At 69.5% G+C, this 13092-nt stretch carries 16 protein-coding genes; 5 read left to right on the plus strand and 11 right to left on the minus strand.

Annotated features, from left to right (window positions below; genetic code table 11):
* Together HD557_RS00635 and HD557_RS00640 are read right to left on the minus strand one after the other, a co-directional pair.
* Positions 1-756 (minus strand): M15 family metallopeptidase, encoded by a 756-nt coding sequence (locus HD557_RS00635; RefSeq protein ID WP_008354850.1) that lies wholly within the window; start codon positions 754-756, stop codon positions 1-3.
* Positions 757-857: 101 nt separating this feature from the next.
* Positions 858-1586 (minus strand): SDR family oxidoreductase, encoded by a 729-nt coding sequence (locus HD557_RS00640; protein ID WP_196872456.1) that lies wholly within the window; start codon positions 1584-1586, stop codon positions 858-860.
* A 100-nt stretch (positions 1587-1686) separates the two neighbouring features.
* On the opposite strand from HD557_RS00640, the gene HD557_RS00645 reads away from it, so the two are divergent.
* Positions 1687-2529 (plus strand): LysR family transcriptional regulator, encoded by an 843-nt coding sequence (locus tag HD557_RS00645; protein ID WP_196872457.1) that lies wholly within the window; start codon positions 1687-1689, stop codon positions 2527-2529.
* A gap of 9 nt (positions 2530-2538) precedes the next feature.
* Here the strand turns inward: HD557_RS00645 and HD557_RS00650 are convergent, their stop codons facing one another.
* From HD557_RS00650 to sigJ, 4 genes are all read right to left on the minus strand, one after another.
* Positions 2539-3252 (minus strand): class I SAM-dependent methyltransferase, encoded by a 714-nt coding sequence (locus HD557_RS00650; protein ID WP_196872458.1) that lies wholly within the window; start codon positions 3250-3252, stop codon positions 2539-2541.
* Positions 3253-3349: 97 nt separating this feature from the next.
* Positions 3350-4006, minus strand: coding sequence for a VOC family protein (locus tag HD557_RS00655; RefSeq protein ID WP_196872459.1), 657 nt, complete (start codon positions 4004-4006; stop codon positions 3350-3352).
* A gap of 78 nt (positions 4007-4084) precedes the next feature.
* Entirely contained in the window at positions 4085-4846 is a 762-nt protein-coding gene (locus tag HD557_RS00660) for a hypothetical protein (RefSeq protein ID WP_196872460.1), read from the minus strand.
* Between the two features lie 36 nt (positions 4847-4882).
* A complete protein-coding gene (gene sigJ / locus HD557_RS00665) occupies positions 4883-5770 on the minus strand; it encodes an RNA polymerase sigma factor SigJ (RefSeq protein ID WP_196872461.1) in 888 nt (295 codons plus the stop codon).
* Positions 5771-5918: 148 nt separating this feature from the next.
* On the opposite strand from sigJ, the gene HD557_RS00670 reads away from it, so the two are divergent.
* The gene (locus tag HD557_RS00670) at positions 5919-6512 is read left to right on the plus strand and encodes an NADPH-dependent FMN reductase (protein WP_196872462.1); all 594 of its coding nucleotides are present in this window, start codon (positions 5919-5921) and stop codon (positions 6510-6512) included.
* The gene (locus HD557_RS00675; protein WP_196872463.1) at positions 6509-6940 is read left to right on the plus strand and encodes a YybH family protein; all 432 of its coding nucleotides are present in this window, start codon (positions 6509-6511) and stop codon (positions 6938-6940) included. The genes HD557_RS00670 and HD557_RS00675 overlap by 4 nt, the downstream gene beginning before the upstream one ends.
* 68 nt (positions 6941-7008) lie before the next feature.
* Here HD557_RS00675 and HD557_RS00680 read toward each other — a convergent pair whose 3' ends face one another.
* From HD557_RS00680 to HD557_RS00690, 3 genes are read right to left on the minus strand one after another with little or no spacing between them, the layout of a single operon-like run.
* A complete protein-coding gene (locus HD557_RS00680) occupies positions 7009-8037 on the minus strand; it encodes an ABC transporter permease subunit (protein WP_008354831.1) in 1029 nt (342 codons plus the stop codon).
* Entirely contained in the window at positions 8034-8924 is an 891-nt protein-coding gene (locus tag HD557_RS00685) for an ABC transporter ATP-binding protein (RefSeq protein WP_196872464.1), read from the minus strand. The genes HD557_RS00680 and HD557_RS00685 overlap by 4 nt, the downstream gene beginning before the upstream one ends.
* Entirely contained in the window at positions 8921-9316 is a 396-nt protein-coding gene (locus tag HD557_RS00690; protein ID WP_008354826.1) for a GntR family transcriptional regulator, read from the minus strand. Before HD557_RS00690 ends, HD557_RS00685 begins: the two co-directional genes overlap by 4 nt.
* 231 nt (positions 9317-9547) lie before the next feature.
* Here HD557_RS00690 and HD557_RS00695 point away from each other — a divergent pair, with 231 nt between their 5' ends.
* Positions 9548-10807, plus strand: a complete 1260-nt coding sequence (locus tag HD557_RS00695) for an MFS transporter (RefSeq protein WP_196872465.1) — start codon at positions 9548-9550, stop codon at positions 10805-10807.
* Here HD557_RS00695 and HD557_RS00700 read toward each other — a convergent pair.
* Together HD557_RS00700 and HD557_RS00705 are read right to left on the minus strand one after the other, a co-directional pair.
* Positions 10791-11375, minus strand: coding sequence for a uracil-DNA glycosylase family protein (locus tag HD557_RS00700; RefSeq protein WP_008354822.1), 585 nt, complete (start codon positions 11373-11375; stop codon positions 10791-10793). The two genes, HD557_RS00695 and HD557_RS00700, sit on opposite strands and share 17 nt — an antisense overlap.
* Before the next feature lie 10 nt (positions 11376-11385).
* Positions 11386-12303, minus strand: a complete 918-nt coding sequence (locus HD557_RS00705) for an NADP-dependent oxidoreductase (protein ID WP_196872466.1) — start codon at positions 12301-12303, stop codon at positions 11386-11388.
* Between the two features lie 22 nt (positions 12304-12325).
* Here HD557_RS00705 and HD557_RS00710 point away from each other — a divergent pair, with 22 nt between their 5' ends.
* Positions 12326-13090: a TetR/AcrR family transcriptional regulator gene (locus HD557_RS00710; protein WP_008354819.1), complete on the plus strand. Its 765-nt coding sequence runs from the start codon at positions 12326-12328 to the stop codon at positions 13088-13090.
* Positions 13091-13092 lie beyond the last annotated feature (2 nt).

The raw sequence follows: 13092 nt of genomic DNA on the forward strand, positions 1-13092 counted from the left end.
TCAGAAGCACTGCGAGGCGCTGTGGTAGACGCTCGACTGGATGCCGAGGTGGATGTGGTCGCTGTGGTCGGGGTAGCCCGGCCCGAGCACCTGCGGGAACGACTGGCGGGAGGCACGGGCGATGCCGCACATGGTCGTCGCGCTGCTGCCCGGGACCAGGTCCATGGCCCGGCCGTAGAGGTGGTTGCTGTTGGAGGCTCCGCCGACGGCGTCGTTGCACGCCTTCGAGCGGTAGGCCGAGGTCACCCGCAGCGGGTTGTCGCCGAGCCGGTGCCGGATGGCCTCGGCCCGCCACATGGCCTGCATCAGGTTGGCCTTGACCTGCGTGATCGTCACGCCGGAGATCGGCGTCGGCCAGCCGCCGTAGCAGACGTCGTCGACCTCGCTCCAGTCGAAGTGGATCGGGGTGCAGTCGTCGTCCTGGAGCGCGTAGAGCTTGTTGAACGTGTTCGTCCCCGCGACCCCGTCGGCGGCGAGCCCGTAGGCGGCCTGGAAGTTGCGGACCGCGGTCGTCGTCGCCGGGCCGTAGGACCCGTCGATCGAGAAGATCGTGCCGGTGGCCGCCCAGCCGGCGACGCGGATCTGGAGCTGGGTGACCGCGTTGCCCGAGGACCCCTGCTGAAGCGTGCCGCTCCAGGTGTAGCAGGCGTCGGCGTGAGCAGGGGCGGCCGTGGAGGTGATGGCGACCAGGCTGGTCGCCAGCGTGACGAGGAGGGAACCGATGACCGTGCCGAGTCGGCGTGGGGTGAGGCGCATCTGTGGAGCTCCTAACTTTTCCGAGAGGTCCGAGGGGACCCGAGTCGCTCCCTAGAGTGGCCTCCTTTGACGTCGTGTACCTGGATTTCGCGTGAATGTAATCACCAGGGGATGACGCCGGCGTCCTCGAAGTAGCCGCCGGTCGGGCCGTCGTCGGGCAGGGTCGCGAGGCTGATCGCGATCCGGGCGCCCTCCTCGGGCGTGCGTACGCCGCGGAAGCCGTTCAGGTCGGTGGCCACGAACCCGGGGCAGCCGAGGTTGATCAGGATGTTCGTGTCGTGCAGCTCCTTGGCGTACTGGATCGTGACGGCGTTGAGGTAGGACTTCGTCGGGCTGTACGCCACCGAGATCGGCCCCACGGCCAGCGGGTCGTCCGTCGAGGTCTGCCGGGCGAGGGAGCCCACGCTGCTCGACATGTTGACGATCCGTGGCGCGGCGGAGCGACGCAGCATCGGCAGCATCGCGTTGGTGACCCGGACGACGCCGAAGACGTTGGTCTCGACCGCGACCCGCATCTGGTCGATCGAGATCTCGGTCGGGTTCTGCGGCATGCCGCCGGTGACGCCGGCGTTGTTGACGAGCACGTCCAGTCCGCCCTGCTCCTCCAGAAGCCGGGCCGCGGCGGCGACGCTGGCGTCGTCGGTGACGTCCAGCGGCACCCCGAAGGCGTCGACGCCGTTCGCCCGCAGCTTCTCCACCGCGGCCTCCCGGCGGGCGTCGTCGCGGGCGCCGACGCCGACCTTCCAGCCCCGTGCGCCGAGGCCCGCGGCGATCTCGTAGCCGATTCCCTTGTTGGCGCCGGTGACCAGCGCGATCGTGTTCTCGCTCATGTCATCCAGCCTGGCCAGCGGCCGCGGAACACTCCAATATCACCTCGGTGGCCGCCGATACCGCTCGGGTATGTTCCCAGGTCGGAGTAGGGTTGTAGTCATGGAGACCCGGGAGCTTCGCTACTTCGTCGCGGTCGCCGAGGAGCTTCACTTCAGCCGCGCGGCCGCTCGCCTCGGGATCGCCCAGCCGCCGCTGTCACGCGCGATCAGCCGGCTCGAGCGGCGCCTGGGTGGCCCGCTGCTCGAGCGCAACAGCCGAGGCGTCACGCTGACCGACGCCGGCCGGGTGCTCCTCGCCGAGGCCCGCGCGGCGCTCGACGCGGTCGATGCCGCCGAGCGCCGCACCCGCCGCGCCACCGGCGACGGTGCCGAACCGGGCCTGGTCCTGGTCTCCAAGGCCGGAGCCTCGACGGAGCTGCTGACCAAGCTGCTCGACGCCTACGCCGCGGAACCGGGGTCGGTGAAGGTCGAGGTCGACCTGTGCGGCATCGGGGAGCAGGGGCCGAGGCTGCGTGACGGCCGGGCCGACGTCGCCCTGCTGCACCTTCCGTTCGACTCCGTCGACGGGCTCGACTCGGAGGCCCTGCTCACCGAGGGCCAGGTCGCGGTCCTGCCCTCCAGCCACCCGTGGGCGACCCGGTCGCAGCTGCGGCTGGCCGACCTCGACGAGGTCCCGGGCCTTCCGCCGATGCGTTGGCCGTCAGGGGGCGGCTACGACGACGGCCCCGGCCCGGAGGTCCGCGACTCGGCGCAGCTCTATCAGCTGATCGGGCTCGGCCGGGCGTACGCGCTCCTGCCGGAGTCGGCGCGCGCCGAGCAGTATCACGGCGTCGCCACCGTCCCGGTCGTGGACGCGCCCGAGGTCACCACGGTCATCGCCTGGCCGCAGCACAGCCGCTCGCTCGCCCTGGCCACGCTGGTGCAGACCGCGACCCGCCTCTAGCTCTGCTGATCAGAAGCGCTTCCACCAGAGGTTGACCGCGTAGTCGACGTACGTCCCCTGGTGCTCCTCCAGGATCGCGGCCGCGGTCGCGGGGTCGAACTCGATCCGGACGACCGCCTCCAGGTCGGCGCGCGAACCGAAGGACCAGTCCATGTCGACGGGGACGCGCGTCCAGCCGTGCATCGACCAGAACCGCTCCTGCTCGTCGGGCGGCGGGACCTTCGGGTAGCCGCGGCGGAACCACCCGCCGAAGGTCGACCGGGAGCCGTCGTTGTCGATCACCATCGCGACGCCGCCGCGGCGCATCACCCGGTCCAGCTCGCCGAGCCCGGGCTCGGAGCCCGGCCCGAAGAAGTAGGCCCAGCGGGCGTGCATGACGTCGACCGACGACGGCGGGAGCGGCAGCTGCTGCGCGACGCCGTTGTGGACGGTGACGTTCGGGAGTCGTCTCGTACGCCGCCGGGCCAGCGTCACGAGGTCCGGGTGAGGCTCGATGCCGGTGACGGTGCGGGCCTCGTCGGCGAACGTCGGCAGGTAGAACCCGGTGCCGCAGCCGAGGTCGAGGACGTCCCGCCCGGCCCATGGTGCGGCCTCGGCCATGGCGGCCCAGAGCCGGCCGTGCGGGTCGAGCGCACGGTTCTCGATCTCGTACGTCGCGGTGTGGTTCCAGATGTTGGGGCTCGGGATCGCTCCCGTTGCGCCGGGGAGGTCAGCGCGGCTCATGTCTGCTCGACGGGGGGTCTCGACAAGCTCGGGGCCACTACGTTCAGACCCCGGAGGTGGAGGATCGCTCCCGTCGCCCCCGGCAGGTCGAGCCTGGTCAGATCCGGACCTCGCCGCGCGGGGTCACGAACTTGGCGGCCAGCAGGCCGGGGGTGCCGTGCTCGGCGACCCAGTCGATGTGGACGTTCTCGGCGGGCTTGCCGGTCCACGGGTCGACGCGCTCCTTCAGCTCGTCGCCGAGGTAGTCCTTGACCCGCTCGGGGTCGCCGGAGATCTCGAGGTCGGTGAGGGTGATGTCGGAGCCGGCGTTGCCGGGGTGGAGCTCGGGGGTCTCCCACTTGATGAAGTAGGGCAGCTGCGGGTCGGCGATCAGGCCGTTGATGCCGATCTGCTGCCAGTGGAGCTCGCGGCCGTCGGGGAGGTGACGGTTGCCGGGAACGGCCTTGCGGCCGAGGCGCTGCTCGATCGGGGTCATGTCGTCGACGCCGATCACGAAGCCGATCCAGCCGCCACCGAGCGCGGAGCGGGCCTTGACGGCCTGTCCGAACGGGGCCTTGTCGCTGGCCGGGTGCTCGAGCGCCTCGACGACCTCGAGGTAGAGGCCGCCGCGCATCGGGAGGATGTAGTTGCGGGTGCCGAAGCGGGGGTGGACGCCGCCGTCGACGAACTCCTGGCCGAGCAGCTCACCGAGCTGCTTGGCGGTCTGTACCAAGCCATCGGGTCCTGCAGCGTACGAAACATGGTCCAGGCGCATGTAACGATTCTGAACTCTCCCTGAGAGAGAAACCAATCCAGGGTCGCTATCTCTTGATGTCGAGATACACCCGGGGGTTCAGCGCGGGCTCGCGGGATGGAGGGCCAGCGCGGACCGCGACCGGACATGCGCCTCGCAGTGACGGACGAGCTCGGCGTACGCCGCCTTGCCCATCAGCTCGGTCAGCTCGGCCTGGTTGGTGAGGTAGACGGGCTCGACGGCGACGTGGGCCTCGGTGTTTCCGGAGCAGTACCAGTCCAGGTCGTGACCGCCCGGGCCCCAGCCGCGCCGGTCGTACTCGGTGATCGTCACCTCGGTATAGGTCGTCCCGTCGGTGAGCTCGACATCCCGGAACGTACGCCGGATCGGCAGCTGCCAGCACACGTCAGGCTTCGTCTCGAAGTGCTCTCTGCCCTCCTTCGCGGCCAGGATGTGCAGCGCACACCCCGATCCGCCGGGGAAGTCCGGCCGGTTCGCCAGGACGCACGACTCCTGCCCACGGAACTCCGTGACCCGGGTCTTGCGCTCGCCGTCGTCGTCGAGCTCGACCCAGTCGTCCGTCGTCACCGCACGGCCCGGGTGCTGCTCCCAGATCTCCGGCGTCAGCTCGGCGACGAAGCCCGCGGTCCGCGCCTCGTCCTCCTCGTCCGCGAAGTGTGCCCCGAGCGTGCAGCACCCCACGTCCGGCGAGCTCTCGAACATCCCCGGGCAGCCGTTGCCGAAGATGCACGAGTAGGCCGACGTCAACCAGGTCAGGTCGCATCGCATCCGCTCGTCCGGGTCGTCGGGGTTGACGAACTCCACCCACGCGCGCGGGAAATCCAGGGGTACCTCAGGCACCTCGTAAGCCTACGTGGTCGAACGGCGCCGGGATGTTCACCGTGCGATCCACGGACGCAGCTTCTCCGGGTTCCGTACGGCCCAGATGCGGGTGATACGGCCGTCGGTGACGTCGAAGGCATAGACGGAGACGGTGACACCGTCGACCTGGCCGACGAGGCCGGCCTGGCCGTTGACGAGACACTCCTGGAGCGTCACCTCGGGGGCGCGCGCGGCGATCTCCATCCAGGCGCCGGCGATCTGCTCGGCGCCGCTGATCGGCTCGAGGAAGGCCAGCGCGAGGCCGCCGCCGTCGGCGGTGGCGACCGCCCGGGGGTCGAGCAGGCCGACGAGGGCCTCGATGTCCTGGGACTCCCAGGCCTGTTTGAAGCTGCGGACCAGGCCGGCGCGCTCGGCGGCGGAGTGGTCGTGGGAGAGGTCGATGCGGCGGCGGGCGTTGGAGGCGAGCTGGCGGCAGGCGGCCGGGGTGCGACCGACGACGTCGGCGATCTCGTTGAAGGTGTAGCGGAAGATGTCGTGCAGGACGAAGGAGACCCGCTCGGCAGGGGTCATCGAGTCCAGCACGACCAGGAAGGCCATGCTGATCGACTCGTCCAGAGTGACCCGGTCGGCGGGATCGGCCGGCGCGGAGCCGGTGTCGAGCCAGCCGCCCGGCACCGGCTCCGGGATCCAGTCGCCCACGTACTGCTCCCGCCGGGCCCGTGCGGAACCGAGCAGATCGAGGCAGATCCGGCTGGCGACCGTCGTCATCCAGGCGCCGGGGGCGTCGATCGCCTCCCGCTGCTGCTCGGTGAGTGCGTACCAGCGGGTGTAGGTCTCCTGCGCCACGTCCTCGGCCTCGGCGAGCGAGCCGAGCAGGCGGTAGGCGAGGTTGATGAGCTGGCGGCGCTCACCGATCACCTCGGCGAGGTGCGGGTCGGTCATGGCGGCTCCCTTCGGTCTGCATGTCTACAACCGGTCCGACGAAACAGCGACCCGATCTGTGAGACCGGCCTGACACTTCGGTCGCCTGCGTCGTCGGAGGGGCAGCACAGCCACCACGGAAGCACCACGGAGAAGAAGGAGTCCGTACGTGATCAGCATCGGCATCATCATCGGCAGCACCCGCCCCCACCGCAACGGCCCACAGGTCGCCGGCTGGGTCCACGACCTGGCCTCGCGCCGCGACGACGCGACCTTCGACGTGATCGATCTGGTCGATCACCCGCTCCCGCACCTGGACGAGCCGGTGCCGCCGATGTTCGGGCCGTCGGCGAACCAGCACACCCGCGACTGGGCCGCGCGGATCGCCCCGTTCGACGGCTTCGTGATCGTGACCCCGGAGTACAACGGCGGCATGCCCGGCGTCCTGAAGAACGCCATCGACCACGCCTGCACGGAGTGGACCGACAAGGCGGTCGGCTTCGTCTCGTACGGGGTCAGCGGCGGCGCCCGCGCGGGCGCCCAGCTGCGTACGGTGTGCAGCGCGCTGGGGATGGCCGACGTGAGCCGTCCCGTCGAGCTCTCGCTGTTCACCGACTTCGAGAACAACACCACCTTCGTGCCCGGCGACCGTCACGCCGCCACGCTGACCCTGATGCTCGACCAGGTCGTCTCCTGGAGCACCGCGCTCGCCCCGCTGCGGTCCACCGACGGTCTCGTCGGTGCCTCGGAGGTGCGGGCATGAGCGCCGCGGAGGAGGCCGCGATCCGCGGCCGGATCGGGAAGATCATCGAGGGACTGCGGGCCAAGGACCTCGACATCCTGCGGGAGCCGTACGCACCCGATGTCGTCTCCTTCGACGTCGAGCCGCCGCTCCAGCACGTCGGGATCGAGGCGAAGCTCGCGAACTGGGCGAAGGTCTTCCAGGTCTTCGAGACCGTCGACTACGAGATCCGCGATCTGACCCTCACGATCGGCGGTGACGTGGCGTTCGGTCACGCCTTCGGCCGGCTCAGCGGGACCATGAAGAACGGTGTCGCCACGCCCGGGATGTGGGTGCGGGTCACCTACGGACTGCGCCGGATCGACGGCAGCTGGGTGATCACCCACGACCAGGTCTCGGTGCCGTTCGACATGCTCAGCGGCAAGGGCATGGTCGATCTCGAACCGTAAGGGGCGGCCGGCGGTGCGGGCTCCGCGTTTCCTTGTCGGCGGAGTCCGCACCCCGACTCACGTGGCTGTCAGGCCGGATCTCGCCGTATCCGCCAGAAACAGAAGGCGATCAGCGCCCCCGCGACCACGAGAAGAAGCCATGTCTCGATCCATTGCAAGGTCCAGTAGCGATCCGCCGTCTGGTAGACCACGTGGTGCCGGTATCCCGCGTCGTTGATCGCGGCCGCGCAGTTCGCCGGTGGACCCACCTTGCCGGTGCCGGCCTCGTCCGGCATGCAGGACTTGGGAAGCGGCAACGGGGTGGCCACCTGCCCCTTCGAGTCGACGATCTCGTTCGTCACGATCCAGGCACCCGGATCGTCGAGGCGTACGCCGATGCTCAGGATCTCGTCGGTGCCTGGCGAGACACGCATTCCTCGCATGTTGTCCGTCGTGATCTCCAAGGTCTTCTCTTCGGTCGGCAGCAACATCGGTTGCACCAGCAGAGGCATGGCGACCTGCATGGCGATGGTCGCGATGAGTGTGGCGGCCATCGCCGGCACGGTCCGCTTCAGCAACAGCCCAGCTGTGACACCGAAGGCGAAAGCGACCATGGCGAAGCCGATCGGAACCAGGCCTCGTGCGCCGAAGAGCAAGCCGGAGAGCCGGGTGACGCTGAAGAAGCCGGAGTCCTCCGCCCCGCTGTTGATCGCCGCATCGAGCGGGGCGCTCCACCAGCTCGCGGCGAGACTGACAAGCCCGGCGACGAGGGTGATCGCCACGACAACGCCGATCTTGGTGGCGAGCCAGCGCGTCCTGGTGATGCTCTGGTTCCAGATCAGCCGGTGGGTTCCACCTTCCAGCTCGCGAGCGACGAGGGGAGCACCCCAGAACATGCCGACGAGAGCGGGAAAGGCGTACACGACTGCTGCTGAGACGTAGTAGATGCCGGGGTAGACCGAATCCGCGGCGAACGCCTGCGGGAACTGGTCGCCGGCGACGTCATGGAGATCCGCCACGCCCGAACGGGTGAGTGCGAGGGCGGCGACAACCGCGGCCAGCGCACCGAGGATCATCAACGCCTGGGTCCGGAACTGTCGCCACGTGAGCCAGATCATCGGAGCACCTCCAGAGTGGGAGCGGGCGCATGCTTCGAGGCGTTGCGCAGGTAGGTGAGCACGAGGTCTTCAAGGTCGAGGCTGCTCACCGCCCACGAGGGATCGTGGACAGGGCTCTCGGTTCGGACCAACAGGGTGGTCTGCCGGTCGGTGTGACTTGCCGAGATCACCCGTTGGCCCGCGGGCAGGTCGGCCGGGTCACGCCGTGGCCCGGTCAGGCGATGGTGAGTCGCGAGCAGGTCGTCGATGTCACCGGCCACCTGGACACGCGATTCGCCGAGCACGATGAGGTGGTCACAGGCGCGTTCGAGGTCCGAAACCAGGTGGGAGGACAACACCACGCTGAGCTCGTGCTCGGCCACGGCCTCCATCAGCTCCTGCATGAACTCGCGACGAGCCAGCGGATCGAGACTGGCAACCGGTTCGTCGAGCAGCAAGAGCTCCGGCCTCTTCGCCACGGCCAGCGTGAGTGCCAGCTGGGCGCGCTGGCCGCCCGAGAGGCGCCCGGCGCGCTGGTGGAGGTCGAGGCCGATCCTGGCGATCCTCGCCTGTGCCAAGGACTCGTCCCAGCGAGGGTTCAGGCGAGCGCCGAGCCGGAGGTGGTCTTCGACGCTCAGCGCGCCATAGGTGGGCGAGTCCTGCGCGACGAAGCCGACTCGTGCCAGCTGTTCAGGACCGGCGCCCGGTCGGGACCCGAGAACCTCGACGCTGCCCGTAGTCGGTGTGAGCACACCGACCGCCAGGTTCAGCAGGGTGCTCTTGCCTGCGCCGTTCGATCCGACCAGGCCGACAACTCGCCCCGCCGGCACCTCCAGGTTGCAGTCGGACAGTGCCCACCGGCGACCGAACCGCTTGCCCAGGCCGTGGGCTCGTACCGCCGTGCTCACGCGATGTCCTGGACGGCCGAGCTGCGGACCGTGCTCTGGAACAGCGCCTCGATCGTCTCCTCGTCCAGCCCGGAACGGCGTGCCTTGGCCAACCAGCGTTCCAGGCCGGCACGGAGCGATCGCTGCGCGGCGAGGGTGTCCTCACTCATCGTTGCGGTCACGAAGGTCCCGACGCCTGCCCGGGCGGTGACGAGGCCGGCGTGCTCCAGCTCGCGGTACGCCTTCGACACCGTGTTGGGGTTGATCGCCAGCCTTGACACCACGTCCTTGACCGTCGGGAGCTGGTCGCCCTCGCGCAGCAGGCCAAGCCGCAGGGCATGCCGAACCTGCGTGACGATCTGCTGATAGGGCGAGATCCCGGACTGTCCGTCGAGATGAAACTCGATCACCATCAATACCTCATTTCACTAGATAAATAGGACTATAGGAGTGCGGGGCAAGCAAGGCAAGAGAGGTGGACCGGCGACCCGGCCTCGGCGATTCCGGACGGGCGGACCGGGCGGCGTATCCTTGTAGGTGCGGAGCGACCGCTCCGTGTCCAATGTGTGTATCACCTCGCGCTGGCCCCGCCGGCGGACCAAGGCGGCACAGAGCCGCGGTTCGCAGCGGGAGGTTCGAAAGAGATGTCGGAGCAGGGCGAGCAGAGTCTGGTGCGCGCCGTCGGAGGGACGTACTTCCCGCTCGCGCTGGTCGCGCGGCTGCCGTACGCGATGGTGGTCGTCGGGGTGCTGACGCTGGTCGTCGCCGGCCGCGGGTCGCTGGCGCTCGGCGGTCTGAACTCGGCGATGGTCGGGATCGGCGCTGCGGTGTGCGGGCCGATCCTCGGTGCCGCCGTGGACCGGTTCGGCCAGCGCCGGGTGCTGCTGGCGATCAGCGTCGCCAGCACCGCGGCGCTCGGCGCGATGGCCTGGGTGGTCTACAGCCCGCTGCCCGACGCGGCGGTGCTCGCGGTGGCCCTCCTGGTCGGCGCGACCGCCCCGCAGATCGCGCCGCTGTCGCGGTCGCGGCTGGTGGCGATCATCTCCGCCTGCATCGTTCCGGGTCGCCGAGTCCGGGTGCTCAACTCGACGATGGCCTACGAGTCGGCGGCCGACGAGATCGTCTTCATCGTCGGTCCCGTCGTCGCCGGCGTCCTCGCCGTGACGATCGACCCGTGGGCGCCGGTCGTCGCCGCCGCGGCACTCACCCTGGTCTTCGTCTCCGCCTTCGCCCTCCACCCGAGCGCCGCGACCGCACAGGCCTCGGCCGGACGTACGCCGGCTGCGGGCTCCGTGCGCGAGCTGGCCCGCCCGGGCGTGGTCGTCATCGTCGTGGGCATCCTCGGCGTCGGTCTCTTCTTCGGCTCGATGCTCACCTCGCTGACCGCGTTCATGGCCGACCACGGTCGTCCGGAGCAGGCGGGTCTGGTCTACGCCGCGATGGGCGTCGGGTCGGCCGCGCTGGCGCTGGGCGTCGCCGCCTTCCCGGTGGGCTTCACCCCGGCCGCGCGCTGGCTGGTCTTCGGCGGCGTGATGCTCGCGGGCGCCCTCGCGCTCCCGGGCGTCTCCTCGGTGACCGGGATGGTCCTCGCGCTGCTCGTCATCGGCCTCGGCATCGGCCCGACCCTGGTCACCCAGTACGGCCTCGGTGCCCGTCGCAGCCCGGTCGGCCGGTCCGCCACGGTCATGACCATGCTCGGCTCCGCCGTCATCCTCGGGCAGTCGCTGGCCTCCGCGGTCACCGGCGACGTCGCCGAGCGCTGGGGCACCGACGCGGCCCTGCTCCTGCCGGCCGCCGCCGCGCTCGTCGTCGTGCTCGCCGGGGCCGTCAACGCCCGGATCGGGGAGCCTGCCGCCCCCGTCACCGCCGGCTCCGAGCGCGCCACGGCTACGGCCGGCCGCTGAGCGCCTCGGCGACCCGCGTCCGCAGCTCGGGCAGGACGTCGGACACGAACCAGGGGTTGCGCGACTGCCATCGGAAGTTCAGCGGTGACGGGTGGACGAGTGGGAACCGATCCGGCAGAAAGTCGCGGAAGCTGCGTACGCGCTCGGTGAGTGAGCTCTTCCCGTCGAGGTAGTGGCGCTGCGCGTAGTCGCCGACGAGCAACGTCAGACCGATCTGCGGCATGAGCTCGAGCAGGCGCGGGTGCCAAATCGGCGCGAAGTCGGCTCGTGGTGGCAGATCCCCCGTCGCGCCCTTGCCGGGGTAGTAGAAGTCCATCGGCAGGATCGCGAACGCCGTGGGATCGCGGAAGGTGCGTTCGTCGACGCCGAGCCACTCGACGAGACGCCGCCCGCTCGCGTCGTTCCACGGGATACCGCTCTGCTGAGCCCTGATGCCTGGCGCCTGACCGATGATCAGGCACCGGGCTTCCGGATGGGCGACGTAGACGGGCTCGAATCCCGCCGAAGCGGCCCACGCGTTGCTCGGGTCGGCCGTGATCTCCCGGCGGATGCGGTCGAGCTCCAACATGTCGCCATCATCATGGACGTACGGCAATGATCGTCTTTCCTCTGCGACGTTCGGTCGAGTTGAGGGTCGCGACGGCATCGTCGAGGTTGGTGACCGTTCCGATGTTCGTCCGGAGCCGTCCGTCCCGCACTCGCTGCACGATCTCGCTCAGCTGGGCGCGATCGGCCTCGACCACGAAGTCGATCGCTCGGCCATCCGTGGGCCTGGCCTCGACCGGGCCGATGACGGACACCAGCGTCCCGCCCGGCTTGATCAGCGCGGCGGAGGTCTTCTGGACATCGCCACCGATGGTGTCGAAGACGAGATCGACGGCTCCGACATCTGAGAGGGCGTCGTGGTCGAGATCGACGAACTCATGCGCACCGAGGTCGAGCACCTTCTCCCGGTCGGCCGCGCGTCCGGTGCCCACGACGTGCGCTCCGGCCTCGCGCGCGAGTTGAGTCACGAGCGCTCCGAGCGCGCCGCCCGCACCGTGGGCCAGGACACTCTGCCCCGAGGTAAGCCGGCCGTGCTGGAACAGTCCCTGCCAGGCGGTCAGTCCAGAGATCGGCAGGGATGCGCCCACCGTGAAGTCGACCTCCTCGGGCAGCACCGCGAGGTTGCGCGCCTCGAGTGCCACGTAGTCGGCGAGAGCGCCGTCACGGTGCCAGTCGGCGAGGCCGAACACGCGCTGACCCACCTCCAGACCTGTCGTGCCGTAGCCGAGTTCCGTGACCACACCTGCCAACTCGTGTCCCGGGATCGGCGGGGTCCTGTCCCGTCCGGTGCGATCGGCCCAGGTCGAGGGCCAGTCCAGCTCGTCGCGTACGAAGCCTGATGCGTGCACACGGACGATGACGTCGTTGATGGCGGGGGACGGTGCTGGTCGCTCGGTCAGCGACATCCCGGCCGTTCCAGCGGCCTCGTCGGTCACAACGATTGCTCTCATGGTGAATCGCCTTCTTCCTCGGGTGAGCCCTGAGATCGAGTTTGGGCTGGGCAGCCCATTTTTGATTGAACACCGGGAAAAATGGGTTGTCAAGCCCAAAACGGGTATCGTGTGGCGCGTGAACGCCAAGACTGGAGCGTCGGAGCCTCGCAAGCTCACGGGGAAGGGGCAGGCTACGCGCGCGCGGATCCTGGAGCAGGCCGCGAACCTCATCTACGCGCATGGCGTGCACGCGACCAACAACGAGCAGATCCGTCGAGCCACCGGAGTCAGCGGATCGCAGCTCAACCACTACTTTCCGACGAAGGAGAAGCTTGTCCTGGCCGTGATCCAGTGGCAGGCGGAGCGCGTCCTCGCGGTGCATCGCGGTGACGAGTTCGACGGCTTCGACAGCATCGACGCACTCCGGAGGTGGGCGACCTTCTACGTCGGTTACGAGCGCGCTTGTCGAGAGGGGTGCACCCTGGGCTCTCTGGCAAGCGAGATCATCAAGGCGGACCTCGACGTCCGTGACGAGCTCGCCAGTGCGTTCGGTGAGTGGCGAGACGTCTTCCGTGACGGGATGTCGAAGATGCAGCGGCTCGGACGGATGCGGGCCGACGCGGATCCGACCCAGCTCGCCAACCTGCTCCTCGCTGCGTTTCAGGGCGGCATGATGCTTGCCCAGGTCGCTCGGGAGATCACTCCGCTCGAGGACGCGCTGCAGGCGGCCATCGACCACGTGCAGACCTTTGCGACCGAGGTCGACCCGGACGTGGGTGGCGCGGTGGCGGACGGACTAACGTAGAC

The organism is Nocardioides luteus, from assembly GCF_015752315.1.
Classification (GTDB): Bacteria; Actinomycetota; Actinomycetes; order Propionibacteriales; family Nocardioidaceae; genus Nocardioides.

What these genes read in the sequence shown, in the direction of transcription:
- HD557_RS00635 (WP_008354850.1), bottom strand. Translation starts at nt 756, where the DNA reads ATGCGCCTCACCCCACGCCGACTCGGCACGGTCATCGGTTCCCTCCTC.
- HD557_RS00640 (WP_196872456.1), bottom strand. Translation starts at nt 1,586, where the DNA reads ATGAGCGAGAACACGATCGCGCTGGTCACCGGCGCCAACAAGGGAATC.
- HD557_RS00645 (WP_196872457.1), top strand. Translation starts at nt 1,687, where the DNA reads ATGGAGACCCGGGAGCTTCGCTACTTCGTCGCGGTCGCCGAGGAGCTT.
- HD557_RS00650 (WP_196872458.1), bottom strand. Translation starts at nt 3,252, where the DNA reads ATGAGCCGCGCTGACCTCCCCGGCGCAACGGGAGCGATCCCGAGCCCC.
- HD557_RS00655 (WP_196872459.1), bottom strand. Translation starts at nt 4,006, where the DNA reads ATGCGCCTGGACCATGTTTCGTACGCTGCAGGACCCGATGGCTTGGTA.
- sigJ (WP_196872461.1), bottom strand. Translation starts at nt 5,770, where the DNA reads ATGACCGACCCGCACCTCGCCGAGGTGATCGGTGAGCGCCGCCAGCTC.
- HD557_RS00675 (WP_196872463.1), top strand. Translation starts at nt 6,509, where the DNA reads ATGAGCGCCGCGGAGGAGGCCGCGATCCGCGGCCGGATCGGGAAGATC.
- HD557_RS00680 (WP_008354831.1), bottom strand. Translation starts at nt 8,037, where the DNA reads ATGATCTGGCTCACGTGGCGACAGTTCCGGACCCAGGCGTTGATGATC.
- HD557_RS00690 (WP_008354826.1), bottom strand. Translation starts at nt 9,316, where the DNA reads ATGGTGATCGAGTTTCATCTCGACGGACAGTCCGGGATCTCGCCCTAT.
- HD557_RS00695 (WP_196872465.1), top strand. Translation starts at nt 9,548, where the DNA reads ATGTCGGAGCAGGGCGAGCAGAGTCTGGTGCGCGCCGTCGGAGGGACG.
- HD557_RS00700 (WP_008354822.1), bottom strand. Translation starts at nt 11,375, where the DNA reads ATGTTGGAGCTCGACCGCATCCGCCGGGAGATCACGGCCGACCCGAGC.
- HD557_RS00705 (WP_196872466.1), bottom strand. Translation starts at nt 12,303, where the DNA reads ATGAGAGCAATCGTTGTGACCGACGAGGCCGCTGGAACGGCCGGGATG.